General features: G+C 70.8%; 23 protein-coding genes. 18 read left to right on the top strand and 5 right to left on the bottom strand.

The window, feature by feature from the left end; genetic code table 11:
• Positions 1-298 precede the first annotated feature (298 nt).
• From ACIBK5_RS42515 to ACIBK5_RS42540, 6 genes are all read left to right on the top strand, one after another.
• Positions 299-1,912: an ABC transporter substrate-binding protein gene (locus tag ACIBK5_RS42515; protein ID WP_399028701.1), complete on the top strand. Its 1,614-nt coding sequence runs from the start codon at positions 299-301 to the stop codon at positions 1,910-1,912.
• A 133-nt stretch (positions 1,913-2,045) separates the two neighbouring features.
• Complete coding sequence (locus ACIBK5_RS42520; protein WP_399028703.1) at positions 2,046-2,975, top strand: ABC transporter permease; 930 nt, start codon at positions 2,046-2,048, stop codon at positions 2,973-2,975.
• Positions 2,968-3,930, top strand: a complete 963-nt coding sequence (locus ACIBK5_RS42525; RefSeq protein ID WP_399028705.1) for an ABC transporter permease — start codon at positions 2,968-2,970, stop codon at positions 3,928-3,930. The genes ACIBK5_RS42520 and ACIBK5_RS42525 overlap by 8 nt, the downstream gene beginning before the upstream one ends.
• Positions 3,931-3,941: 11 nt before the next feature.
• Positions 3,942-4,997, top strand: coding sequence for an ABC transporter ATP-binding protein (locus ACIBK5_RS42530; protein WP_399028707.1), 1,056 nt, complete (start codon positions 3,942-3,944; stop codon positions 4,995-4,997).
• Positions 4,990-6,138, top strand: a complete 1,149-nt coding sequence (locus tag ACIBK5_RS42535; protein ID WP_399028709.1) for an ABC transporter ATP-binding protein — start codon at positions 4,990-4,992, stop codon at positions 6,136-6,138. The genes ACIBK5_RS42530 and ACIBK5_RS42535 overlap by 8 nt, the downstream gene beginning before the upstream one ends.
• Positions 6,139-6,343: 205 nt before the next feature.
• The gene (locus ACIBK5_RS42540) at positions 6,344-7,066 is read left to right on the top strand and encodes a VOC family protein (protein ID WP_399028711.1); all 723 of its coding nucleotides are present in this window, start codon (positions 6,344-6,346) and stop codon (positions 7,064-7,066) included.
• A gap of 215 nt (positions 7,067-7,281) precedes the next feature.
• Here the strand turns inward: ACIBK5_RS42540 and ACIBK5_RS42545 are convergent, their stop codons facing one another.
• Positions 7,282-9,408, bottom strand: a complete 2,127-nt coding sequence (locus ACIBK5_RS42545; RefSeq protein WP_399028713.1) for a prolyl oligopeptidase family serine peptidase — start codon at positions 9,406-9,408, stop codon at positions 7,282-7,284.
• Between the two features lie 177 nt (positions 9,409-9,585).
• Between ACIBK5_RS42545 and ACIBK5_RS42550 the strand changes: the two genes are divergently transcribed.
• The 8 genes from ACIBK5_RS42550 (at position 9,586) to ACIBK5_RS42585 (ending at position 17,350) form a co-directional block, all read left to right on the top strand.
• On the top strand, positions 9,586-9,780 hold the full coding sequence (locus ACIBK5_RS42550; protein WP_010047829.1) for a hypothetical protein: 195 nt from the start codon (positions 9,586-9,588) through the stop codon (positions 9,778-9,780).
• A 62-nt stretch (positions 9,781-9,842) separates the two neighbouring features.
• Positions 9,843-10,703 carry an N-acetyl-1-D-myo-inositol-2-amino-2-deoxy-alpha-D-glucopyranoside deacetylase gene (mshB, locus tag ACIBK5_RS42555; RefSeq protein WP_399028715.1) on the top strand — a complete coding sequence of 287 codons (861 nt, stop codon included), beginning with the start codon at positions 9,843-9,845 and terminating at the stop codon, positions 10,701-10,703.
• Complete coding sequence (locus ACIBK5_RS42560) at positions 10,700-11,110, top strand: DUF6113 family protein (protein WP_399028717.1); 411 nt, start codon at positions 10,700-10,702, stop codon at positions 11,108-11,110. The genes mshB and ACIBK5_RS42560 overlap by 4 nt, the downstream gene beginning before the upstream one ends.
• A 155-nt stretch (positions 11,111-11,265) precedes the next feature.
• Positions 11,266-13,776, top strand: a complete 2,511-nt coding sequence (locus tag ACIBK5_RS42565; protein ID WP_399028719.1) for a hypothetical protein — start codon at positions 11,266-11,268, stop codon at positions 13,774-13,776.
• Between the two features lie 148 nt (positions 13,777-13,924).
• Positions 13,925-14,836, top strand: coding sequence for an ABC transporter ATP-binding protein (locus ACIBK5_RS42570; protein WP_399028721.1), 912 nt, complete (start codon positions 13,925-13,927; stop codon positions 14,834-14,836).
• Positions 14,833-15,573, top strand: coding sequence for an ABC transporter permease (locus tag ACIBK5_RS42575; RefSeq protein WP_399028723.1), 741 nt, complete (start codon positions 14,833-14,835; stop codon positions 15,571-15,573). Before ACIBK5_RS42570 ends, ACIBK5_RS42575 begins: the two co-directional genes overlap by 4 nt.
• Positions 15,570-16,739 carry a sensor histidine kinase gene (locus tag ACIBK5_RS42580; protein ID WP_399028726.1) on the top strand — a complete coding sequence of 390 codons (1,170 nt, stop codon included), beginning with the start codon at positions 15,570-15,572 and terminating at the stop codon, positions 16,737-16,739. Before ACIBK5_RS42575 ends, ACIBK5_RS42580 begins: the two co-directional genes overlap by 4 nt.
• Entirely contained in the window at positions 16,736-17,350 is a 615-nt protein-coding gene (locus tag ACIBK5_RS42585) for a response regulator (protein WP_399028728.1), read from the top strand. Before ACIBK5_RS42580 ends, ACIBK5_RS42585 begins: the two co-directional genes overlap by 4 nt.
• Positions 17,351-17,436: 86 nt before the next feature.
• Here the strand turns inward: ACIBK5_RS42585 and ACIBK5_RS42590 are convergent, their stop codons facing one another.
• A complete protein-coding gene (locus ACIBK5_RS42590) occupies positions 17,437-18,291 on the bottom strand; it encodes a tetratricopeptide repeat protein (protein WP_399028730.1) in 855 nt (284 codons plus the stop codon).
• A 30-nt stretch (positions 18,292-18,321) separates the two neighbouring features.
• A complete protein-coding gene (locus tag ACIBK5_RS42595; protein ID WP_399028732.1) occupies positions 18,322-19,338 on the bottom strand; it encodes a GNAT family N-acetyltransferase in 1,017 nt (338 codons plus the stop codon).
• Between the two features lie 140 nt (positions 19,339-19,478).
• Between ACIBK5_RS42595 and fdxA the strand changes: the two genes are divergently transcribed.
• Both fdxA and ACIBK5_RS42605 read left to right on the top strand, forming a co-directional pair.
• Entirely contained in the window at positions 19,479-19,796 is a 318-nt protein-coding gene (gene fdxA / locus ACIBK5_RS42600) for a ferredoxin (RefSeq protein ID WP_010047804.1), read from the top strand.
• 129 nt (positions 19,797-19,925) lie between these two features.
• On the top strand, positions 19,926-21,017 hold the full coding sequence (locus tag ACIBK5_RS42605) for a bifunctional succinyldiaminopimelate transaminase/glutamate-prephenate aminotransferase (RefSeq protein ID WP_399028735.1): 1,092 nt from the start codon (positions 19,926-19,928) through the stop codon (positions 21,015-21,017).
• A gap of 131 nt (positions 21,018-21,148) precedes the next feature.
• Here ACIBK5_RS42605 and ACIBK5_RS42610 read toward each other — a convergent pair whose 3' ends face one another.
• Positions 21,149-21,595 carry an ATP-binding protein gene (locus tag ACIBK5_RS42610; protein ID WP_382579272.1) on the bottom strand — a complete coding sequence of 149 codons (447 nt, stop codon included), beginning with the start codon at positions 21,593-21,595 and terminating at the stop codon, positions 21,149-21,151.
• A gap of 344 nt (positions 21,596-21,939) precedes the next feature.
• Complete coding sequence (locus tag ACIBK5_RS42615; protein WP_399028737.1) at positions 21,940-22,932, bottom strand: heavy metal transporter; 993 nt, start codon at positions 22,930-22,932, stop codon at positions 21,940-21,942.
• A gap of 85 nt (positions 22,933-23,017) precedes the next feature.
• On the opposite strand from ACIBK5_RS42615, the gene dapE reads away from it, so the two are divergent.
• Both dapE and ACIBK5_RS42625 read left to right on the top strand, forming a co-directional pair.
• Entirely contained in the window at positions 23,018-24,097 is a 1,080-nt protein-coding gene (gene dapE / locus ACIBK5_RS42620; protein WP_399028739.1) for a succinyl-diaminopimelate desuccinylase, read from the top strand.
• A gap of 118 nt (positions 24,098-24,215) precedes the next feature.
• A complete protein-coding gene (locus tag ACIBK5_RS42625) occupies positions 24,216-24,974 on the top strand; it encodes a TIGR00730 family Rossman fold protein (RefSeq protein WP_399028741.1) in 759 nt (252 codons plus the stop codon).
• Positions 24,975-24,986 lie beyond the last annotated feature (12 nt).

A 24,986-nucleotide genomic window follows, 5' to 3' on the forward strand; every position in this document is an offset into this window, starting at 1 on the left:
CACCGATAGATGTGTAACAAGTCCGTTTCGCAGGGATCTTTCACCAAACCCTTTGTCCGGATTTTGGAAGATGTATACGCGAGCTGTGATCGAACCGAGACCTCGAGGGTGTGGTTCGGTCCCAGTGTTTGGCAGATAGTTAGGCGCGTAGAGCTCGGATGTACGGGTCAGTAGCCGGCAGCGGCGCGACTCACGAGCGCGGGGGCACTCGACGAATTCCGGCACCGGCGACGGGCGGGGGCCGTGATGTGTCGTGTGCTCCCTTCGCGGTGAACCAATGACTTCATAGGAGGAACCCATGCGCGGTGCCAAGAGCGCCAAGTGGGTCGCGGGGGCGATAGTCGTCGCTCTGGCCGCCACCGCCTGCGGCGGCGACAGTGATGGTGAGGGAAAGAGCAAGGGTTCCGGACCTGCCGGTTATGTCTCGATCGACGTCGGCGAGCCGCAGAAGCCGCTGATCCCGGCCGACACCAACGAGACCCTCGGCTCGTACGTCATCCAGTCCCTGTTCACGCAGCTGCTGGACTTCGACTCCAAGGGCAACATCGTCTACACGAACGCCGAGTCGGTCACCACCAAGGACTCGAAGACGTGGACGGTCAAGCTCAAGAAGGGCTGGAAGTTCCACAACGGCGAAGAAGTCACCTCCAAGTCGTACATCGACGCTTGGAACTGGTACGCCAACATCAAGAACAACCAGCAGAACTCCTTCTGGTTCCAGGACATCAAGGGCTACGACGATGTCCACCCGGAGAAGGGTGACCCGAAGGCCGAGGCCATGTCCGGCCTGAAGGCGGTGGACGACCACACCTTCACCATCGAGCTGAAGAACACCATGCCGTACTTCAACTACAAGCTCGGCTACTCCACGTGGGCCCCGCTGCCCAAGGTCTTCTACGACGACCCGAAGGCCTTCGGCCAGAAGCCGGTCGGCAACGGTCCCTACACGTTCGAGAAGTGGGACCACAAGAAGCTCATCCAGGTCAAGGCCTGGGACGAGTACCAGGGCCCGAACAAGGCGAAGAACAAGGGCGTCCAGTTCAAGAACTACACGACGGTCGAAGCCGCCTACAAGGACGTCGTCTCCGGCAACCTGGACATGATCCGCCAGGTCGGCCCGACGGACCTGCCGAAGTACAAGCAGGACCTGGGCGACGGCGCCATCGAGCAGCCGTACGCGGCCATCCAGTCGCTGACCCCGGCGTTCTACTCCAAGACCTTCAAGGACATCGACCCGAAGGTCCTCCAGGGCCTGTCGATGGCGATCGACCGCGACACGATCACCAAGACGGTTCTGAACAACACCCGCACGCCGGCCAAGAGCTTCACCCCGCCGGGCGTCAAGGGCAGCCAGGACCTGAACACCGACGTGTTCACGTACAACCCGGCGAAGGCCAAGCAGCTCATCAAGGAGGGCGGTGGCGTTCCGGGCAACAAGTTCACCGTCCAGTACAACACCGACGGTGGGCACAAGGAGTGGGTGACCGCGGTCTGCGAGTCCATCCGCAAGGCCACCGGTGTCGACTGCGTCGGCGACCCCAAGCCGGACTTCGCCACGGACCTCGAGGCCCGTGACAACGACCAGGTGAAGGGCATGTACCGCGGTGGCTGGGTCGCCGACTACCCGGTCAACGCCAACTTCATGAAGGAGCTCTTCCACACCACCGCCGAGGCCAACAACGGTCGATTCTCCAACAAGGAGGTCGACGCGCTGATGAACAAGGCCGACAACGCCAAGTCCCTCGAAGAGTCGGTGAAGGCCTTCCAGGAGGTCGAGAAGAAGCTGCTCGACCACATGCCGGCCATCCCGCTCTGGTACTACCGCATCAACGGCGGCCACGGTAAGAGCGTCGACAACGTCAACGTCGACTTCCACGGTGACCTCGAAGTGTGGGGCGTCACCACCAAGTAAGAGGGCCTCTCGGACCTCTTCCCCCTCGGCCGTAAACCCGCCGCCGCCCAGGTGGCGGCGGGAGGTGCACGGGGGTCGTCTCCTCAACAGGAGGCGGCCCCCGCACCTGCGTTAACCCCTCACGGAGGCACCTATGGGGCGCTATGTCGCACGGCGACTGCTCCAGATGATCCCGGTGTTCATCGGGTCAACCCTGCTCATCTTCTGCATGATGTACGCCCTGCCCGGCGATCCCGTCCGGGCGATGATGGGGGATCAGGCGTACGACCCGACGGTGGTCGCGGGCATCAAGAAGGAACTCGGTCTCGATCAGCCGCTCCTTCAGCAGTACGTGAACTACATGACCGGGCTGTTCCAGGGCGACTTCGGCACCCAGATCGCCAGTCAGCGGCCCATCGCGGACGTCATCGCCGACGCGTTCCCGGTGACGATCAGACTGACGGTCTTCGCCTTCACCTTCGTCACGGTCGTGGGCATCGGCCTCGGTGTCGTCGCCGGCCTGCGCCCCGACACGCTGCGGGACCGCGGACTGCTGACACTGACGCTGGTCCTCGTCTCGATGCCCTCCTTCGTGCTGGGCTTCCTGCTCCAGTACCTCCTCGCGTTCAAGTGGTCGGTCACCACACCGACGGTCACCGACTCGACGGACTTCTCCCAGCTCGCGCTTCCCGCGACCGTGCTGGCGTCGCTGTCGCTCGCCTACGTCGCCCGGCTGACCCGCACGTCGATCGCGGAGAACCTGCGCTCCGACTACATTCGCACCGCCGTGGCCAAGGGACTGCCGCGCCGCCGTGTCATCGGTGTCCACCTGATGCGCAACTCGCTGATCCCCGTGGTCACCTTCCTCGGTATCGAGATCGGCAGCCTGATGACCGGCGCCATCGTGACCGAGGGCATCTTCAACGTGCGGGGTATCGGTATCGAGATCTACGACGCGCTCAGCCGCCGCGAGGGCGCCACGGTCGTGGGCATCGCCTCGCTGATGGTGCTCATCTACCTCGCCGCCAGCCTGATCGTCGACCTGCTCTACGCGGTCCTGGACCCGAGGATCCGGTATGCCTGACAAAACCGTCGAGAAGAAGGTAGAAGCCCTTCCCGGTGACACCGCGAGCACTGCCGGTGTCGTCGTGACCGACGCGGGCCCGGCTGCCGAGAAGGCGCGCAGCCTGTGGTCCGACGCCTGGCACGACCTACGGCGCAACCCGCTGTTCCTGTTCTCGGCCGTGCTGATCGTGTTCCTGCTGGTGATGTCGCTCTGGCCGGGACTGTTCACCAACGCCTCGCCGCGCGACGCCGATCTGGCCAAGCACTACCTGGGCAAGCCGAACTGGGGGCACTTCTTCGCCCCGGACTGGCTCGGCTACGACGTCCAGGGCCGCTCCATCTACGCGCGCGTCGTCTACGGCGCCCGCGCCTCGATCACCGTCGGTGTGGGTGTCACGCTCTGTGTCACCGTCATCGGCACGGTCATCGGCATGATCGCCGGCTACTTCGGCGGCTGGACCGACACGCTGCTCTCGCGGATGACCGACATCTTCCTCGGCATCCCGTTCCTGCTCGGTGCCCTGGTGGTCCTCAACTCCTTCGACAACCGCACCGTCTGGGTCGTCATCATGGCCCTGGCCTTCCTCGGCTGGACCCAGATCGCCCGCGTCGCCCGCGGTGCTGTGATCACCATCAAGCAGGCGGACTACGTGGTGGCCGCCAAGGCGCTCGGCGCGTCGACGTCCCGGATCCTGTTCCGGCACATCCTGCCCAACGCGCTCGCGCCCATCATCGTCGTGGCGACCATCGCGCTCGGCGGCTACATCGCTGCCGAAGCCACCCTGTCCTTCCTGGGCGTGGGCCTCGGTGACACGGCGGTGTCCTGGGGCGGCGACGTGGCGCGTGGACGTGAGCAGCTCCGTATCGCCCCCCACACCCTGATCATCCCGTCGGTGATGGTCTCGATCACGGTGCTCTCGTTCCTGATGTTCGGCGATGCGGTACGCAACGCCCTCGACCCCAAGCTGCGCTGAGGGAGGCGTACGTGACCATCATCGATGAAACGGCCAGTCCCGCCCCCGACGGCGCGGCGGACGCGAGCCGCCCGCTGCTCGAAGTCCGCGACCTGCACGTGGAGTTCCGCACCCGCGACGGCGTCGCCAAGGCCGTCAACGGCGTCAACTACTCCGTCGCCGCGGGTGAGACGCTGGCCGTGCTCGGCGAGTCCGGCTCCGGCAAGTCCGTGACCGCGCAGGCGATCATGGGCATCCTCGACATGCCCCCGGGCCGCATCCCCAAGGGGGAGATCCTCTTCCGCGGCCAGGACATGCTGAAGATGTCCAACGAAGAGCGGCGGAAGATCCGCGGCAGCAAGATCGCGATGATCTTCCAGGACGCGCTGTCCTCGCTGAACCCGGTGCTCTCCGTGGGCTACCAGCTCAGCGAGATGTTCCGCGTCCACCAGGGCATGTCCAAGAAGGACGCCAAGGCCAAGTCGATCGAGCTGATGGACCGGGTGAAGATCCCGGCCGCCAAGGAGCGCATCGGCGACTACCCCCATCAGTTCTCCGGCGGTATGCGCCAGCGCATCATGATCGCGATGGCGCTCGCCCTGGAGCCGGACCTGATCATCGCCGACGAGCCGACCACGGCCCTCGACGTGACGGTCCAGGCCCAGGTCATGGACCTGCTCGCGGAGTTGCAGCGTGAGTACAACATGGGCCTCATCCTGATCACCCACGACCTCGGCGTCGTCGCCGACGTCGCGGACAAGATCGCGGTGATGTACGCGGGCCGGATCGTGGAGACCGCCCCGGTGCACGAGCTGTACAAGCGCCCCGCGCACCCGTACACCAAGGGTCTGCTGGACTCGATCCCGCGCCTGGACCAGAAGGGCCAGGAGCTGTACGCGATCAAGGGCCTGCCGCCCAACCTGCTGCGCATCCCGACCGGTTGCGCCTTCAACCCGCGCTGCCCCCAGGCCCAGGACATCTGCCGCACCGACATTCCGGCGCTGCACCCGGTCGCCGAGCAGGACGGCACCGATCTGGCCGGCCGCGGATCGGCCTGCCACTTCTGGAAGGAGACGATCCATGGCTGAGCTCAGCAAATCCGACGAGCCGCAGGACGCCACGCCGAACGTCTCCGAGGTCGAGGTCGTCGACGCCCACTCCGAGTCGGAGGCGGTCGCCGCGATCGAGGCGCCGGTCGAGCGGGGCGAGCCGATCCTCCAGGTGCGCAACCTGGTGAAGCACTTCCCGCTCACCCAGGGAATCCTGTTCAAGAAGCAGGTCGGGGCGGTCAAGGCGGTCGACGGTATCTCCTTCGACCTCTACCAGGGCGAGACGCTCGGCATCGTGGGCGAGTCCGGCTGTGGCAAGTCCACGGTCGCCAAGCTGCTGATGATGCTGGAGAAGGCGACCGCGGGCGAGATCTTCTACAAGGGCCAGGACATCACCAAGCTGTCCGGGCGTGCGCTGAAGGCGGTGCGCCGGAACATCCAGATGGTGTTCCAGGACCCGTACACCTCGCTCAACCCCCGTATGACGGTGGGCGACATCATCGGTGAGACCTTCGAGATCCACCCCGAGGTGGCCCCGAAGGGCGACCGTCGCCGCAAGGTGCAGGACCTGCTGGACGTCGTGGGTCTCAACCCCGAGTACATCAACCGCTACCCGCACCAGTTCTCGGGCGGTCAGCGCCAGCGCATCGGCATCGCCCGCGGCCTCGCGCTCAACCCCGAGATCATCATCTGCGACGAGCCGGTCTCCGCGCTGGACGTGTCCGTCCAGGCGCAGGTCATCAACCTGATGGAGAAGCTCCAGGACGAGTTCAACCTCTCCTACCTCTTCATCGCGCACGACCTGTCGATCGTCCGGCACATCTCGGACCGGGTCGGGGTCATGTACCTCGGCAAGATGGCCGAGATCGGAACCGACGAGCAGATCTACGACCACCCGACGCACCCCTACACCCAGGCGCTGCTGTCGGCGGTCCCGGTGCCGGACCCGGAGGCTCGTGAAGGCCGCGAGCGGATCATTCTGACGGGCGACGTGCCGTCCCCGGCCAACCCGCCCTCCGGTTGCCGCTTCCGCACCCGCTGCTGGAAGGCACAGGACAAGTGCGCCGAGGAGGTGCCCCTGCTGGCGGTCCCGCTGCGCTTCGAGGGCACGGACACCCCCGCAGCGCACGAGTCGGCTTGCCACTTCGCCGAGAAGAAGGACGTCGTCCACGCGGTCTGAGCTGTGGTTCGGACACAGCTGTAGCTGTCCACTCGTTCCCGGCACCGGCTCCGGTGCCGGGAAGAGGTCTTCCGGATGCGCTTCGACGTCCCGCCGCGCTCGCGCCGGAAACTCGGATGCGGGCGCTGCACGGCCCCCCTAGGCTGCGCCCGCGAGGAGGGCGAGGTGCCCTGCCGACCGCCAGTGGATCGGAGACGCACGGGGTATGACGAGTCAACTGTTCGCGATCTGCTTCAACGCGACCCGGCCGTCGGGCCTGGCGCGGTTCTGGTCCGGGGTCCTGGGCTGGGAGTCCGCCGACGGTCCGGACGGCGACGTCGAGATCCTGCCCCCTGATGGAGCCGGGTTCCGCATCCGTTTCCTGCCGAGCCAGGAGCCGAAGACCGGCCAGAACCGGGCGCACTTCGACCTGACGAGCACCTCCCCGGAGGATCAGCGGCAGACGGTGGCCAGGGCGCTGGAGTTCGGCGGGGAACACATCGACGTGGGCCAGCTCCCCGAAGAGGGGCACGTGGTGCTCGCCGATCCGGACGGCAACGAGTTCTGCGTCATCGAGGCGGGCAACAAGTTCCTCGCCGACACCGGCCTCATCGGAGCGCTGGCCTGCGACGGTACGCAGGAGGTCGGCTACTTCTGGAGCGAGGCGCTGCGGTGGCCGCTGGTCTGGGACCAGGACCAGGAGACCGCGATCCAGTCGCCGGACGGCGGCACGAAGATCACCTGGGGTGGTCCTCCGGTGGCGCCGAAGACGGGCACGAACCGGCTGTACTTCGAGCTGGCGCTCCCCGACGGCGCCGACTGGGAGGCGGAGGTCGACCGCCTGGTCTCGCTCGGTGCCACGCGCACCGACGCAGGCGAGGGCGACGGCGGCCGGGTGCTGATGCTCGACCCCGACGGAAACGAGTTCTCCGTACGGAGGCTCCGGTAGGGCAGCTGTTGTCGGGTGGGCGGGTGCGGTATGCGGCCGGCCGAGGAGCCGAAGGCCGGTGACGCGGCCTTCAGCTCCCGTCAACTGCGTTAACACGCAAGCAACTTCGCCGACCCGGTACCGATATACGGACGCGGCACGCTGGTCAGCGTACGGCCGTGCGGGTGCCGTAGACGGGCCGGGGCGCGCCATGTCGCCCCGGCCCGTTGCCGTGCTCAGGCGGGGCGGTCGATGCCCAGGGAGCGCTTCAGGAAGTCCACCTGGAGGAGGAGCAGGTTCTCCGCGACCTGTTCCTGCGGGGTGATGTGGGTGACCCCGGACAGGGGCAGGACCTCGTGCGGGCGGCCGGCGGCCAGGAGGGCCGAGGAGAGGCGCAGGGCGTGGGCGACGACCACGTTGTCGTCGGCGAGGCCGTGCACGACCATCAGGGGGCGGTGCGGCTCGGCGGGGGAGGACAGCCCGTCGGCGGTGACCAGGGAGCTCCCCGCGTACGACTCCGGGTGCTCCGCGGGGGTGCCCAGGTACCGCTCCGTGTAGTGCGTGTCGTAGAGGTGCCAGTCCGTCACCGGCGCCCCCGCGATGCCCGCGTGGAAGACGTCGGGGCGGCGCAGCACCGCGAGGCCCGCCAGCCAGCCGCCGAAGGACCAGCCGCGGATCGCCACCCGGGACAGATCCAGGGGATGCCGCTTCGCGAGGTCCCGCAGCGCCTCCACCTGGTCGTCGAGCGACAGCGTGAAGTCGTGGTGGATCCCCTTCTCCCACGCGGGGGACCGGCCCGGGGTGCCGCGGCCGTCCGCGACGATCACCGCGAAGCCCTGGTCCGCGAACCACTGCGAGGTCAGGTGCGGGTTGTGCGCGGCGACCACCCGCTGCCCGTGCGGCCCGCCGTACGGGTCCATGAGCACCGGCAGGGGGGTGTCACCGGCGTAGTCCCGAGGCATAAGCACGGCGCACGGGATGCGGCGTGCGCCCCCCTCGGTGAGGGTCACGCGGGGGGACATACCAGGGTCTTCGGCATAAGAGGGGACAGTCGCCGTCGGTTTTCCGTCGCGCAGCACCTGCACCCGTACACCTGGCCGATTCAGCGTCGCCGAGACCAGAACCGTGACGTCCCCGGCCCGCGCCGCCGAGTGCACGCCCGGCTCCTGGGACACCCGCTCCAGGCCCAGTTCGTTCACCCGGTACACATGCACCTGGCCCGTCTCCGCCTCGCCGGCCTCCTCGCCCGCCGACGCCGAGACCAGCACGTCGTCGTCGGAGACGTCCAGTACGGCCCGGACGTGCAACTGCGCTCCCGTGAGCGGCCGCTCCCCGACCGCCAGCACCCGTGCGCCGCCCTCGTCCGCGATCCGGACCAACTGCCCGGACGGGCTCCAGCACGGCACCCCGGGGAAAAGATCAAGCCATGTTCGATCTTCGTCGGCGTGCACCATCCGCGTCGCGCCCGACTCCGGATCCACGGCCAGGATCAACTGGCTGCGCTGATCGCGCGCCTGTACGAGCAGCAGCGGCGCGCCCGCCGCTGACCAGTGGACATGCGCCAGATACGGATACCGCGCCCGGTCCCAGGCGACCTCCGTGCGCAACCCGTCCAGGCCGGTCACGAACAGCCGCACCTCCGCGTTGCCGGTGCCCGCCGCCGGATACGCCACCCGCTGCGGCTCCCGCCCGGGATGCGCCGGATCGGAGATCCACCACCGCTGCACCGGTGTGTCGTCCACCCGTGCCACCAGCAGGCGGTCCGACTCCGGAGCCCACCAGAAGCCGCGTGAACGCCCCATCTCCTCGGCCGCGATGAACTCGGCGAGCCCGAATGAGACATTCTCGGAATCCGGCTCGGCGAGCGCCCGGTCGCCGTCCCCCTCGGCGCCCACCACCCGCAGCGCGCCCTGCGCGACATAGGCGATGTGCCTGCCGTCGGGCGACGGACGCGGGTCGATCACCGGCCCCGGCGTGGACAGCGCACGCGCCGTCCCGGCCCGCAGCTCGGCTGCGAAAAGCCGCCCTGACAAGGCGAAAGAGGCCAACTCGACGGCCGAGTCGGTGGCGTACCCGACGATCCCCGCACCGCCCTCGCGGCTCCGCTCGCGCCGCGCCCGTTCCTCGGCCGACAGGTCCTCCGAGGCGCCGCCCAGCAGGGCGCGCGGGTCGGCGGCCACACGCTCCCCGCCCTCCTCCGTGTCGAGGACCCACAGCGAACTCGCCCGGTCCGTACCGGAGCCGGAGCGCAGGAACACAACACGTGAACCGTCGGGCGCCACACTGAACGAACGCGGCGCGCCGAGCGTGAAGCGCTGGGTGCGGGCGTGCCGCCGGGGGAAGGAGTCAGGCTCGGTCGTCATGCCCTGACCATATTGGCCATGCGCCCCCTTGTGCGGCCGTGCGCCGATCGATGCGCACGGACGGATAGTTATGATCAATGTCGCATAGTGGGTATGAACCTGCTGGCTGACGTACGGATTTAATGCCCCCATAGTCCGACCCCCCGCACCCTTGTGGATCTTTGGAGGTGAGCCGCCGTGGCACTCTCGATTTCGGCGGTGGTGCTGCTGGCGATCATCGTCTTCTTGCTGATCAAGAAGTCAGGGCTGAAGGCGGGGCATGCGGTCGTCTGCATGCTGCTCGGCTTCTACCTCGCCTCCTCGACCGTCGCTCCCACGATCAACGAGCTGACGACGAACATCGCGGGCATGATCGGCAGCATCAAGTTCTGACCGGCCGGGTCCCGCCCGCGGCCTTGTGAGCCGGGGTCGCGGGACCTCGTAGGGTGGGTTCCATGACGGAACTGCCCGACCGGCGTCTGCTGCTGGTGCACGCGCACCCGGACGACGAGTCGATCAACAACGGCGCCACCATGGCCAGGTACGCGGCCGAGGGTGTCCACGTCACCCTGGTCACCTGCACCCTCGGCGAACGCGGCGAGGTCATCCCGCCCGGGCTCGCGCACCTGACCGGCGCCGCGCTGGGGCAGTACCGCCGCGGCGAGCTCGCCGCCGCCATGGCCGAGCTCGGCGTCGAGGACGTCCGCCTGCTCGGCGGCGCCGGACGCTACAGCGACTCCGGGATGATGGGCCTGCCCGACAACGACGACCCCGGCTGCTTCTGGCAGGCCGACGTCGACGAGGCCGCCGCACACCTCGTCGAGGTGATCCGCGAGGTACGCCCCCAGGTCCTCGTCACCTACGACGACGACGGCGGCTACGGCCATCCCGACCACATCCAGGCCCACCGCGTCGCCATGCGCGCGGCCGAGCTGGCGGCAGAGGCCGGCATCCCGATCCCGAAGGTGTACTGGAACCGGGTCCCCCGGCCCGTTGTGGAGGAGTCCTTCGCCCGGCTCCGGGACGACCTGCCCGGCCTCCCCTTCGCCAAGGCGGCCGAGGTCGACGACGTGCCCGGTGTGGTGGCCGAGGAGCGCGTCACCGCGGTGATCGACGGCACCGCCCACGCCGCCGCCAAGGCCGCCGCGATGCGCGCCCACGCCACCCAGATCACCGTGGCCGAGCCGTATTTCGTGCTGTCCAACGAACTCGCCCAGCCGATCCTCACGACCGAGTACTACGAGCTGGTGCGGGGCGAGCAGGGGCCCGGAGAGCGGGAGACGGACCTGTTCGCCGGTGTCGAGGAGGCCTCATGAGCGACCGGAGCCCGATGCTCGCCCAGCCGATACGGCCGCCGTCCGCCGCACGGATCACCGCCTGTCTGGGGTTCTTCCTGCTCGGTGCCGTGGTCGGCGTCGCCGGGGCGCTGGTGCAGCCCGCGTGGTTCCCGGGCGGACTGCTGCTCGCCCTCGCCGGGGAGGCCGGAGCCGTCCTGGGCGCGGCACGCGTCACCCGCGGCCGGATCGGGGGCGTCGCGGCCGCCGCCGGCTGGATGCTCGCCGTCATCCTGCTCACGGCCAGCCGTCCCGAGGGCGACTTCCTCTTCGCCGCGGGGAGCGGCTCCTACCTCTATCTGCTCGGGGGCATCGGTGCGGCTGTGATGTGCGCCACCCTTGCCCCGGGGCGGCAACCTGACGACGGTCCCGTCCGACTTGCCAAGTGACGTACCACTTCGCCAGGACGTGCCCGTGGGGGTCCGGTGTGGGATTCCCGGCGGTCATGGGATACGGGCGAGAAGTGGCCAGTATGGTGGTGCGCGCCGCCGAGCTGCCCGCGTGAGGTCGTGTCGGGCGGCGGAGCCAACCGGGAGAACCTGCCTTGAGTCGTGAAACTGACACTCCGTCCTCCGGGCCCAACGGGCGCGGTGGAGCCGCCTACCCGTCGGGTACGCCGCCGTACGGGACCCCCGCGGTCTCCGACGCCGGTACGGAAGCGGGCCGTTCGGCCGCCCGGCCGGAGGAACGCAAGACCGAGACCACGCTGACGACCCGGATCCGGATCAACATCCCCGGGTCACGGCCCATTCCGCCCGTGGTGGTGCGCAAGCCCGTCGGGGATTCGGAGGGCTCGGGCGACACCGGGACGACCGGTGCGGGCTCCGGCAAGGAGGCCTCGGCACCGGGTGCCGCCACCTCCAGGGGCACCGGCACGGTCGAGCCTCCCGCCGAGCCCGCGCAGCCCGCCGACGACAAGCCGACCAGCGACTGGTTCGCGCCCCGCAAGTCCGGCACGGGTCCGGGCAGTCAGGGCAGCGGCTCCACCAACGGGGCCGGTATGCCGGGCGGTTCGAACCCGGCGGCGGGCGGTTCCGGCGCGGGTGCCCCTGGTGCGGGCGCTCCCGGTGTGTCCGGTGCCGGTGCGTCCGGTGGGGCCCGGCCGGGTGCCGGGCGGCCCGGAGGCGTGGTCGGCTCCATGGGCGCGCCGGGCGGCTCCCGTTCCGGCGGTACGAACGGTGCCGGGCTCCCCGGCGGTGCGACCGGCGGACCCGTCGCGCCCGGGCACGGCGGCGGCACCGGCTCCTTCGACGTCACCGAGGCACTGGCGGCCGGCCCGCTGGGCAACGGTTCGCGTCCCGCCCCGGGCAGCGGCGGCGGTGCCGGCGAGGCGCGCCGCGACGATCTGCCGTTCTTCTCTGAGCACGACCGTACGGGCCAGGGCGGCCCCGGTTCCCAGGGTCCGGCCGGCCCGACGGGCGGCCCGGTCACCGGGGACGGCCCGATGGCACCGTCGGCCGGTGGCCCCGGTGCCCCGGGCGGCTTCACCGAGCAGAGCGGTCCCGACGCCTTCGCCGGACCGGGTGGACGGGGTGCCCCGGGCCGACCGGGCGGTCCTGGTGGCCCCGGCTCCTTCGGCGAGCCGGGTAGGCCCGGCGGGCCCGGCGCCTTCGACGAGCCCGGTCGCCCGGGCGGCCCCGGCGCCCCCAGCGCCTTCAACGACCCCGGCCGACCGGGTGGCCCCGGCGCGCCCGCCGGCCCCGGAGCCATAGGCGGGCCCGGCGGACCCGGACGCCCGGGTGCACCCGGCGGTCCCGGCGGTCCCGCGGGCAAGGGCGGCCCCGGAGGCCCCGGTACGACCAACCCCGGCGGCCCCGCTGGTGCCGGCGGCCCCGGCCCCTTGGGCGGCGCTCCCGGCGGCGGTATGAGCGACGACACCGCCATCCTCACCCCGCAGAAGCCGGCCCCCGAGCCGGACGGCCAGGGCTACGGCCCCCGCCACGACAACGTCTCCGGGCACACCGTCACCAGCGGCATCCCGGTCGTACCGTCCGGCGCGGCCTCCCCGTTCGGCCCGGGCGCGCCCGGCGAGGGCCCGGTGCCGCACGGAGCCCCGAAGCTGCCCGAGCCGGTCTCCCCGCCCCCGGCGAGCTCCTCGAAGGCGCCGAAGAAGAAGGGCCGCAACAAGCTCGTGCTGCTGGCGGTCGGTGTGGTCGTCGCCGCCGGTGGCCTCTACGGCGCCGGTCTGCTGATGAACCGCACCGACGTCCCGAAGGGCACGACCGTCCTCGGCGTCGACATCGGCGGCACCACCCGCGACGGCGCGGTCAAGAAGCTCGACGAGGCCTTCGACGGCAACGCGGGCAAGCCGCTGAAGCTGTCGGTGGGCGGCAAGGCCGTGTCCCTCGACCCGGACAACTCGGGCCTCCAGTTCGACATGGACGCCACGGCGGACGCGGCGGCGGGCAGCGACTACAACCCGGTCTCCGTGATCGGATCGCTGTTCGGCAACCACCGTGTCGTCACCCCCGTCATGCCGATCGACGAGGAGAAGCTGCACGCGTCCCTGGAGACCGCCGCGGGCGGCTCGGGTTCGTCGTCCGACGGCACCATCAAGTTCCAGGGCGGCAAGGCCGTCGCCGTCTACGGCAAGGTGGGCAAGGGCATCGACGTCGACAAGTCGACCGCCGCGATCGAGCAGGCCTACCGCACCCAGGTGGAGACCGGCACGGCCGGCACGGTGAACCTCCCGACCACCACCCGCCAGCCGACCGTCTCGAACGCCGAGGTCGACCGGATGCTGAAGGAGTTCGCGCAGCCCGCGATGTCCGACCTCGTCACCATCCGCACCGACGCGGCGCACAGCATCGACTTCGGCAAGGTGTCCCTGCCGAAGATCCTCAGCTTCAAGGCCGTCGACGGCAAGCTCGTGGACACGTACAACCTCAAGGCACTCCAGGAGGCGTACGGCACGACCTTCCAGGGCGTGCAGATCGAGGGCGCGAGCGGCAAGCGCGACGTACTGCCGCAGGACGTCGTCTCCGCGCTGCGCGAGGCCCTGCGCGGCAAGACACCGGCGGAGCGCGTCGGAGTCATCGAGACCAAGCCGAACTGACCTCATAAGGTCCGGACGGACGAGCAGCCCCTGCCTCACCGGGCAGGGGCTGCTCGGCATCGTCACCCGCACGGCATGACATCTGTCATCCGGCACTACGGACGCCCGACACTGCCCCCGCCCACACCCCCGAAGCCACCATGGCCGTATGACAACGACAGCCTCGGTGGTCGCGTTCGACCAGGTGAGCAAGGCATACGACACCGTCCGCGCCGTGGACGGACTGACCCTGACCCTGCGCCCGGGGGAGACCGTGGCGCTGCTCGGACCCAACGGCGCCGGCAAGTCCACCACCCTCGATCTGCTCCTCGGTCTCAAGAAGCCCGACAGCGGCACGGTCCGCCTCTTCGGCGCCGGTCCCCGGGAGGCCATCGTCGCCGGGCGCGTGGGCGCCATGCTGCAGAGCGGCGGGCTGATGGACGAGGTCACGGTCGCCGAACTGGTGCGACTCGCCTGCGACCTGCACCCGAAGCCGTACCAGCCCTCCGAGGTCCTGTCCCGCGCGGGCATCGCGCAGCTCGCCGGCCGTAAGGTCAACAAGCTCTCCGGCGGCCAGGCCCAGCGCGTCCGCTTCGCCCTCGCCACCGCCGGCGACAGCGACCTCGTCGTCCTGGACGAGCCCACCACCGGCATGGACGTCACCACCCGACAGGCCTTCTGGGCCACCATGCGCGAACAGGCCGACCAGGGCCGGACCGTCCTCTTCGCCACCCACTACCTCGAAGAGGCCGACGCCATCGCCGACCGGGTCCTCGTGCTGCACCGCGGCCGGCTCCTCGCCGACGGCACGGCCGCCGAGATCAAGGCCAGGGCGGGCGCCCGCCGCGTCTCCTTCGACCTGGCGGACACCGTCGACGAGGCCGCCCTGCGCGGCCTGCCGTTCCTGACCTCCCTGGCCGTCTCCGGCCGGACCGTCCGCATCCAGTCCACCGACGCCGACGCGACCGTCCACGCCCTGTACGGCCTCGGCGTCTACCCCCGCAACCTCGAAGTCGCCGGGCTCGGCCTGGAGCAGGCCTTCGTCGCGATCACCGCCGCCGAGGAGGCGAAGTCGAAGTGAACAGCCTGATCAAGCTGGAGCTCACCCGCGCCCTGCGCAACCGCAAGTTCCTGTTCTTCTCCGTGATCTACCCGTCGGTGCTGTTCCTGATCATCGCGGGCAACGCCGACAGCACCACCGAGGTCCCCGGCACCGGCCTGACCCTGCCGACCTACATGATGGTCTCCATGGCCTCCTTCGGCGCTCTCACGGCCGTCCTCATGGGCAACAGCGAGCGCATCGCCAAGGAGCGCGAGGGCGGCTGGGTGCGGCAGCTCCGCCTGACCACGCTGCCGGGCCGCGGCTACGTCCTCGCCAAGACCGCGAGCGCCGCCGTCGTCAGCCTGCCGTCCATCGTCATCGTCTTCGCCGTCGCGGCGGCCGTGAAGCACGTACGCCTGGACGCCTGGCAGTGGCTCGCACTGACCGGCGCGATCTGGGCCGGCAGCCTCGTCTTCGCCGCGCTCGGCGTCGCCATCGGCTACGTCGCCAGCGGCGACGCGGTCCGCCCGATCACGATGCTCACCTACTTCGGCCTGTCGATGCTCGGCGGCCTGTGGATGCCGACGACGACCTTCCCGGACTGGCTCCAGGACATCGCGAAGTGGCTTCCCACGCACGCGTACGCTGCCCTGGGGCAGGCCATCGAGCAGAGCCGCGCCCCGCACGTCCAGGACCTCGCCGTGCTCGTGGTGTCGTTCGTCCTGTTCGCGGGCGGCGCGGCCTGGCTGTACCGGAAGGACACCCTGAAGGCGTGAGCGGCGTCGGGTTCGGTATCGGGCAGCGCCCGGTGAACCGCAGGCAGCGGGTGGTGAAGTCGCTGTGGACCGGCATCTGGCTGGTCTACCTGAGCGCGCCCGTCACCGACCTGCTGCACGGCGGCCACAGCACGGGCGTACGGATCCTCGGCTGGCTCGGTCTGGCCGCGTTCGTCACCTGGTACATGCTGCTGGTCTTCCGCACGGGCCGCGGCGAGCGCAACACCCTGGTGCTCGGCTCGCTCGGGGTCCTCGCGGCCCAGTCCACGCTCCTCGCCCTCACCCTGGGCCGCGAGTGGCTGGTGCTGTTCGTGTACGTCTCGATCGCGTCCGGGGCGGCCCTGCCCCTGCGCATGGCCCGCTGGACGATCCCGGCCACGTGCGCCCTGCTGACCGCGGTGGCGCTCGCGACGCACGACGGCCTGTCCTACCTGGCCGGGCTCCTCGTCCCGGCCCTTCTCGGCGGCTTCGCCATGACCGGCGTACGCGAACTCGTCCGGACGACCGTCGCCCTGCGCGAGGCCCGCGCCACCGTCGCCCAGCTCGCCGCCAACGAGGAGCGCCTGCGCCTGGCCAGGGACCTGCACGACCTGCTCGGCCACTCCCTCTCCCTGATCACCCTCAAGAGCGAGCTCGCCGGCCGGATGCTCCCCGGCCGGCCCGACGAGGCGGCCCAGCAGGTCGCCGACATCGAGCAGGTCAGCCGCCAGGCCCTGGTGGACGTACGCGAGGCCGTCACCGGCTACCGGCGCCCCCGTCTGAGCGCCGAACTCGCCGGTGCCCGGGTCGCCCTGACCGCGGCCGGCGTCATCACCGACCTGCCCGCCGAGCCGCCCGGCCTCGCCGGCGTCCCCGAGGAGAGCGAGTCCGCCCTCGCCTGGGCCCTGCGCGAGGCGGTCACCAACGTCGTACGGCACAGCGGCGCCCGCCGCTGCACGGTCGAGCTGCTGCGCCGCCAGACCCTCGACGGCCCGGTGCTCGAACTCACCGTCGAGGACAACGGCTCCGGCGGCCCGGGCTACGGCTACGGCAACGGCCTCACGGGCCTCACCGAACGCCTGGCCAAGGCGGGCGGCGCCCTGGAGGCGGGCCCGCTCAAGCACGGCTTCCGCCTGGTCGCCCGCGTGCCCACGGCCGATCCGGCGGACGTAGGATCCCCGGCATGAGCCGCACGATCAAGGTCCTCCTCGCCGAGGACCAGTCGATGGTCCGCGAGGCCCTGGCCGCCCTGCTCGGCCTGGAAGCGGACATCGAGGTCGTCGCCCAGGTGGCCCGCGGCGACGAGGTCCTGGCAGCGGCCCGCGAACACGCCGTCGACGTGGCCCTCCTCGACATCGAGATGCCCGGCGCGACGGGCATAGAGGCCGCGGCCCGCCTCCACGAGGAACTCCCCGCCGTGAAGCTGGTCATCCTCACCACGTTCGGCCGCCCCGGCTACCTCCGCAGCGCCATGGAGTCCGGCGCCGACGCCTTCCTGGTCAAGGACGCCCCCGCGGCCCGGCTCGCCGAGGCGATCCGCAAGGTCCTCACCGGCGAACGCGTCATCGACCCCACCCTCGCGGCAGCGGCCCTGGCGGACGGCGCCAACCCCTTGACGGACCGCGAGCGAGAGGTCCTCCGAGCGGCGGCGGACGGCTCCACCAACGCCGAACTGGCAACCACCCTGCACCTCTCCCAGGGCACAGTCCGCAACTACCTCAGCACAGCCATCCAGAAGCTAGCGGTGAGAAACCGAGCGGAAGCGGTCCGCACAGCACGAGAAAAAGGCTGGTTGTAGAGGTGTTGGGGGCGCGGGGAACTGCGCGAAGAACCCCCGCGCACCCGCAGACGCAACACAACACAAGCCCCTACGGCGACACGGCATCAGTTGAGCATCGCCCGAGCCGCGAACGCCTCCCCCCGCACCCGCTCCGCAGCCCCCTCATCCACCGCGGCAACAACCTCCGCATACGCCTCCAACTCCAACGCCCCCGGCACGAAATCCCCCCGCTGCACCAGCAACTGCGCCCGCTCGTACCGCAACCGCGCAGGATGCGACGGCAGCAGGAGAGACAGTTCAACGGCCCACAGGGCCACATCCGACCGCTCCGGCCGAGCCGCCGCCCACGCCCGCACGTTGTTCAGGATCCGCAGCACCACCTCCAGCGGATCCGCCGGCCGCAGCATCTCCGGATCGAGCCGCCCCGTCCCCGTCGCCCCGGCGACCAGCACCTCCGCGTCCGCCCCCGTCAGCACCCGCCCTCCGTCGAACGGATCGGCGAGCACCTGCCCCTCGTCAGGCCCGAACCCGACCACGAAATGCCCCGGCAGAGCCACCCCGTACACGGGCGCCCCGGCCCGCCGGGCCACCTCCAGCCACACCACCGACAGCAGGATCGGCAACCCCCTGCGCCGCACCAGCACCTCGTGCAGCAGTGAGGACTCCAGCCGCTGGTAGTCGGCCGGGCTGCCGCCGAAACCCATCCGCTCACCGAGCAGCTCCCGCAGGGCGACCGCCCAGGCCCTCGGCCCACCGGGCCGGTACGGCAGCAGCCCGGCCAGCCGGTCCAGCTCGACCTGCGCGGTGTCCAGGCCCGCCTCGTCCAGCTCCCGGTCCGCCTGCGCGCCCACCAGCAGGCACAGCGTCGACAGATCGGGCCGCTCGGACCGGGCCTCTTCGGCGAACCGCCTCCGCAGCTCGGCGGAGCGCTCCGGGGACGGAGGACAGGGGGGACGCATACCTGGCTCGTGCCCTCTCACGACGATCGGCTACCGGCCGGTGGAGCCGGATTGCGGCGCCCGGTAGTGGTGGTAGGCATGGTGCGCGGCGAAGCCCATCCCGGCGTACAGCTCCCGCGCTCCCGCGTTCTCGGCCTCGACCTGGAGCCACGCGGCCGACGCGCCCTCGTCGAGGGCCCGCCGGGCCAGCGCCGCCATCACGGCCGTGCCCAGCCCCTGCCGCCGCAGCTCCGGATCGACCTCGACAGCGGCGAAGCCGGCCCACCGCCCGTCGACGACACACCGCCCGATGGCGGCCGGAGCAGCACCCTCCGCGCCGCCCGGCACGGTCGCGAACCACACCGAGGGCCCCGATCCCAGCACCCGCAGCGCCACCTGGCTCACGCCCTTGCGCTGGTACCGGGCCAGCCACGCGTCATCGGCCTCCCGGGACAGCACCACCCGCGACGGGTCGGCGGCATCGGCGACCGGCGCCAGCGGCCCGACCCACAGCTCGGCGGTCACCTCCCGCACCCAGCCCCGTGCTTCCAGCTCGGCGCACAGCAGCTCCTGCGTGCCCTCGGCGCCGGTCGCGGTCTGGACGTAGGCGGGCAGCCCGCGGTCGCCGTACCAGCGCCGGACGGCGTCGAGCGCCTCGTCGAGCGGCAGGCCAGGCTCGCCGAGCGGCAGCACCGAATTGGCCCGCCGTGTGAACCCGGACGCGGCCCGCAGCTCCCAGTCGCCGAGCCGCTCGCTCTCCACGGGCCGCCAGGCCCGCGCGGTGGCCCGGGCCAGTTCCTCGTACGAGGCGGCCGGACCACGGCGACGCGCCCGGGCGGCGGGCACCACCTTGCCCGCGACCAGCGCGGATTCCGCGATGCGGACGCTCTCGCCACCCCGGCGTGTGATCAGTAGCACACCCTTGTCCCATGATGTGAGAACGCCGACCGTGTCGGTGAACTTCTCACCCGGAGCCGCATGTTCGATCAAGCTCCGTACGGAGACCCGTTTGCCCACGTCAGCAGCGGTGATGGCCACCTCAAGACGCCCGGCGGCAGAGATTTCCACAGGTCCGTGCACCCCTCCTGTTCGGATCATGCCCAAGAACGGAGATACTAGGGGCGGGCATCGACGACGCCGCGCTCCCGCGCGCCAGGCGGCGGAGCCTGAGGAGGCCCGCCAGCGCCCTATCGAGGAGGAACGACAGCGTGACCTACGTCATCGCGCAGCCTTGTGTCGACGTCAAGGACAAGGCGTGCATCGAGGAGTGCCCGGTCGACTGCATCTACGAGGGCTCCCGGTCCTTGTACATCCACCCGGACGAATGCGTCGACTGTGGTGCCTGTGAGCCGGTCTGCCCGGTCGAGGCGATCTTCTACGAGGACGACACCCCGGAGGAGTGGAAGGACTACTACAAGGCGAACGTCGAGTTCTTCGACGAGCTCGGCTCGCCCGGCGGCGCCAGCAAGCTGGGGCTGATCGAGCGCGACCACCCCTTCATCGCCGCGCTGCCGCCGCAGGCCTAGTCACCGCAAGCGGCCGCACACCGTGCGCCGCCTCGGTCCCGTACGGCCCGATCACGCCCTGATCGCCGTACGGGGCCGAGGCGTTTGCCCTTCGACGGCTCGTACGTACCAGAAAGTGAGCCAGAAACCGTGTCCGCAGTCTCCGACCGTCTCCCCGCTTTCCCCTGGGACAAGCTGACGCCGTTCAAGGCCACGGCCGCCGCCCACCCGGACGGCATCGTGGACCTGTCCGTCGGCACCCCGGTCGACCCGGTCCCCGAGCTGATCCAGAAAGCGCTGGTCGAAGCGGCGGACTCGCCGGGCTACCCGACCGTCTGGGGCACGCCCGAGCTGCGCGACGCGATCACCGGCTGGGTCGAGCGCCGCCTCGGCGCCCGGGACGTCACCCACCGCCACGTCCTGCCGATCGTCGGCTCCAAGGAACTCGTCGCCTGGCTCCCGACCCAGCTGGGCCTCGGCCCCGGCGACCGGGTTGCCTACCCTCGCCTGGCCTACCCGACGTACGAGGTGGGCGCCCGCCTGGCCCGGGCCGAGTACGAGGTCTACGACGACCCGACGGAGCTCGACCCCGAGGGTCTGAAGCTCCTCTGGCTGAACTCCCCGTCGAACCCCACGGGCAAGGTCCTGTCGAAGGCGGACCTCACCCGGATCGTGGCGTGGGCCCGTGAGCACGGCATCCTGCTCTTCTCCGACGAGTGCTACCTGGAGCTGGGCTGGGAGGCCGACCCGGTCTCGGTGCTGCACCCCGACGTCAACGGCGGCTCGTACGACGGCATCGTGTCCGTCCACTCCCTGTCCAAGCGCTCGAACCTCGCGGGCTACCGCGCGGCCTTCCTGGCCGGCGACCCGGCCGTCCTGAGCCCTCTCCTGGAGATCCGCAAGCACGGCGGCATGATGACGTCCGCGCCGACGCAGGCGGCCGTCGTGGCGGCCCTGGACGACGACGACCACGTCCGCGTCCAGCGCGAGCGCTACGCGGCCCGCCGTGCCGTCCTGCGCCAGGCCCTGCTGTCCCACGGCTTCCGCATCGAGCACAGCGAGGCCAGCCTCTACCTGTGGGCCACCAGGGGCGAATCCTGCTGGGACACGGTCGCCCACCTCGCGGAACGAGGCATCCTCGTGGCCCCCGGCGACTTCTACGGCACGGCGGGCGCGGAGTTCGTCCGCGTGGCCCTGACAGCGACGGACGAGCGGATCGCGGCGGCGGTACGGCGTCTGTAGCCGCCGGGGCCGTCGCAGCCTCCCGGCGGGCGGCGGCAGGACGGCGAGGCCGCCGGCGCCCGGCAGACACGGAACACAGCGAAGGGGTCCAGGGACATTCCCTGGACCCCTTCGGCGGTCTGCGCGCGGCGTCAGCCGACCGGCAGGCCCTTCGCCGGCAGCGTCTTCGCGGACGGCACGCCGCCCTTCGTCAGGGAGTCGGTCGGCAGACCGCCCTGCGCCGAACCGGCGGCTTCGCCGACGAGCTGCCCGGCGGAGCCGGCCGCTTCACCGGCCGCCTTCTGCGCGACGGGCGTGGCCTTCTTGACCGTCTTGCCGCCGAGCTTGCCCGCGGCCGGCACCGCCTTCTTGACGGTCTTGCTGCCGGTGTCACCGGCGGACTTGCTGACGTCCGTCGCCGCGCCGTCGACGGTGTTGCCGACGTTCGCCCCGTCCAGGGCGGTCAGGCCGCCGAGGTTCGGGTTGGCCGGCAGCTCGGGGGCCGCACTGGCGGAGCCGGCCGCACCGACCCCGGCAGCCGCTCCCGCAGCGACAATGAGCGCGGCACGGGCGATCCGGCGGGTCAGGGGGAGGGACATGGTGCTCCTTCGACGGAGAGAACAGTGAGGTTCGTGAAGTGTCCGACCGGCTCCGGGAGTTGATCGACTGGCTGTTGACCGCCCCGGCTCGGACGCAGTGACTACCGCTCGAAGCCCGGGAAGGTTGCGGCGTCGCAACGTAAAGAGTTGGTAATGCGTCGCATAATCGGCTGCGGACAAACGGGCAAAAAGGCCCACTCCGGAAAGCCCGCCGAATCCTTCCAGCCCTGTACGCCCAAGGGATTTCACGGATTCCCGAGTGAGGGCACGAAAACCTGCGCACACCGTCGCGGCCGAGCCGCGCGGGTAACCCCCAGGGGTGAGTTCCCGTACCCCTGCGCGATCTAGCGCATCGTGACAATACGGACGGCGTCGCTGTCGTCGGCGTCCCGCTCCGCGCCCGCCGTGCCCTTCGCCGTCGGAGCGCGCCACTCGCTGGCGGTGTTCCCGGCGACCCACTCACGCCCGGCGTACGTCACGCGCGCGATGTGCAGCTCGGAGGCGTTGGCCACGGCCCAGTGCGCGAGCTGCCAGCCGCGCCGCTCCAGGCTCCGCCCGGTCGCGGAACCCGGGTCGGCGGTCACCGGCAGCGTCACCGTCCGCCCGCCGGACTCGTCCGTACCGCCGCTCGGGGACGGCGTGGGCGTGGCCGCCGAGGAGCCGCCCACCTGGGCGCCGGCCGGCTCCAGCACATCGCGCCCGAAGTCCCGTACCAGCGCGGTACGCACCCCGTCCGGGCCCGTCGCCCGGGTCGCGGCCGGACGGCCCTCGCAGGTCAGCGTGGCCGCGGACTGGCCGGTGAGGGCGGCGGCGAGCAGCGCGGCGTCCGGCTCGTGCTTGGCGTAGGCCTGCGGGAAGCCGCTGCGCTGCACGCGCTGCGCGGCGACGGTGAGGGGCAGCCGGGTGTAGCCGGGCACCTTGACCAGGTGGTCGTAGAACTCGCCCGCCGAGTACGTCGGGTCCAGGATCTCCTCGCGGGTGCCCCAGCCCTGCGAGGGCCGCTGCTGGAACAGGCCGAGCGAGTCCCGGTCGCCGTGGTTGATGTTGCGCAGGCTCGACTCCTGCAGCGCGGTCGCCAGCGCGATGGTCACCGCGCGCTCCGGCAGTCCGCGCCCGGTGCCCACGGCGGTGATCGTCGCCGCGTTCACGGCCTGCTCGGGCGAGAACGCGTACGACGCCCCGTCGCCCTTGCCCGACACGACTTTGCAGCCCGGTTCACCCGTCCCTCCGGTGATGTACTGCACGACGAGGTAACCGGCGACCGCGAGCAGGATCACGAAGGCGGATCCGCATCGGAAGAGGCGGCCACGGCGTTTGGGGGAGGACGGCTCTGGCACGCGGTACAAGGTACTGGAGAGTATGGATTCCCATGTGCCCGGTGGGGAGACTGGGCACAGGGACTGGCGCGTTAGGGTCGACGGCATGGCCGACACCTCGCTTGACCTCACGCTGGACGCCGCGGAGCTCACCGCCCGGCTCGTCGACTTCCGCTCCGAGAGCGGCACCGAGAAGCCGCTCGCGGACGCGATCGAGACCGCGCTGCGCGCACTGCCCCACCTGACGGTCGACCGGTACGGCAACAACGTCGTGGCCCGTACGAACCTGGGCCGCTCGGAGCGGGTGATCCTGGCCGGCCACATCGACACCGTCCCGATCGCCGGCAACGTCCCCTCCCGGCTCGACGAGGACGGGATCCTGTGGGGCTGCGGCACCTGCGACATGAAGTCGGGCGTCGCGGTGCAGCTGCGCATCGCTGCCACGGTCCCGGCCCCCAACCGCGACCTGACCTTCGTCTTCTACGACAACGAGGAGGTCGCCGCGGAGCTGAACGGCCTCAAGCACGTCTCCGAGACGCACCCCGAGTGGCTGGAGGGCGACTTCGCGGTCCTCCTGGAGCCGTCGGACGGCCAGGTCGAGGGCGGCTGCCAGGGGACCCTGCGGGTGCTGCTGAAGACCACCGGCGAGCGGGCCCACTCGGCACGCGGCTGGATGGGCTCCAACGCGATCCACGGAGCCGCCCCGATCCTCGCCCGTCTGGCCTCCTACGAACCCCGTTGGCCGGTCATCGACGGCCTGGAGTACCGCGAGGGCCTGAACGCGGTGGGCGTCAGCGGGGGAGTGGCCGGCAACGTGATCCCCGACGAGTGCGTCGTCACCGTCAATTTCCGCTACGCGCCCGACCGCACGCCCGAGGAGGCCGTCGCCCACGTCCGGGAGGTCTTCGCGGACTGCGGCGTGGCGGAGTTCGAGGTCGTCGACCACAGCGGCGCGGCGATGCCGGGCCTGTCCCACCCGGCGGCGAAGGCGTTCATCGAGGCGGTGGGCGGCACCCCGATGCCGAAGTACGGCTGGACGGACGTCTCCCGTTTCTCGGCGCTCGGCGTCCCCGCGGTCAACTACGGCCCGGGCAACCCCCACTTGGCCCACAAGCGGGACGAGCGCGTGGAGACCGCGAAGATCCTCGCGGGCGAGGAGCGCCTGAGGAGCTGGCTGACGGCGTGACCTGCCAGAACGCCATCGTGTTTACGGCGCTCTATCGCGGACATGCTCACGTCCCTCGTTCGTAACCCGCGTAGATCTACGCTGAGGCGGAACGACAGGCACGACGGAGGGAGCGCACATGGCGACCGGCAACCCCGAGGGGAAGAAGCAGCCGCCGGAGGAGAAGCGCCTGGGCCCGGTCCTCCGCAGGCGGGACCAGGTGCAGGCCAGCACGACCGACCAGCGGCTGCTGGACGCGGGCGGCCCCTCCGACTGGGTGCACACCGACCCCTGGCGTGTGCTGCGCATCCAGTCGGAGTTCATCGAGGGCTTCGGCACGCTCGCCGAACTCCCTCCCGCGATCAGCGTGTTCGGATCGGCCCGGACACCGGCGGAGTCACCCGAGTACGACGCGGGCGTCCGGCTGGGCCGGGGTCTGGTGGAGGCGGGCTTCGCGGTCATCACCGGCGGCGGGCCGGGCGCGATGGAGGCGGCCAACAAGGGCGCCCTGGAGGCCAAGGGCATCTCGGTCGGCCTGGGCATCGAACTGCCCTTCGAGCAAGGGCTGAACCCGTACGTCGACATCGGCCTCAACTTCCGCTACTTCTTCGTCCGGAAGATGATGTTCGTCAAGTACGCCCAGGGCTTCGTGGTCCTGCCCGGCGGCCTCGGCACCCTCGACGAACTCTTCGAGGCCCTCACCCTCGTCCAGACCCAGAAGGTCACCCGCTTCCCGATCGTCCTCTTCGGCAGCGACTACTGGGGCGGCCTGGTCGACTGGCTCCGCAAGACCGTCATCGCCCAGGGCAAGGCCGCGGAGAAGGACCTCCTCCTGTTCCACGTCACGGACGACGTGGACGAGGCGGTGGCGTTGGTATCGAAGGAGGCGGGCCGCTAGCGCGGGCCGGGG

Origin of the sequence: Streptomyces sp. NPDC050546, assembly GCF_044457425.1 — a bacterium.
Lineage (GTDB): Bacteria > Actinomycetota > Actinomycetes > Streptomycetales > Streptomycetaceae > Streptomyces.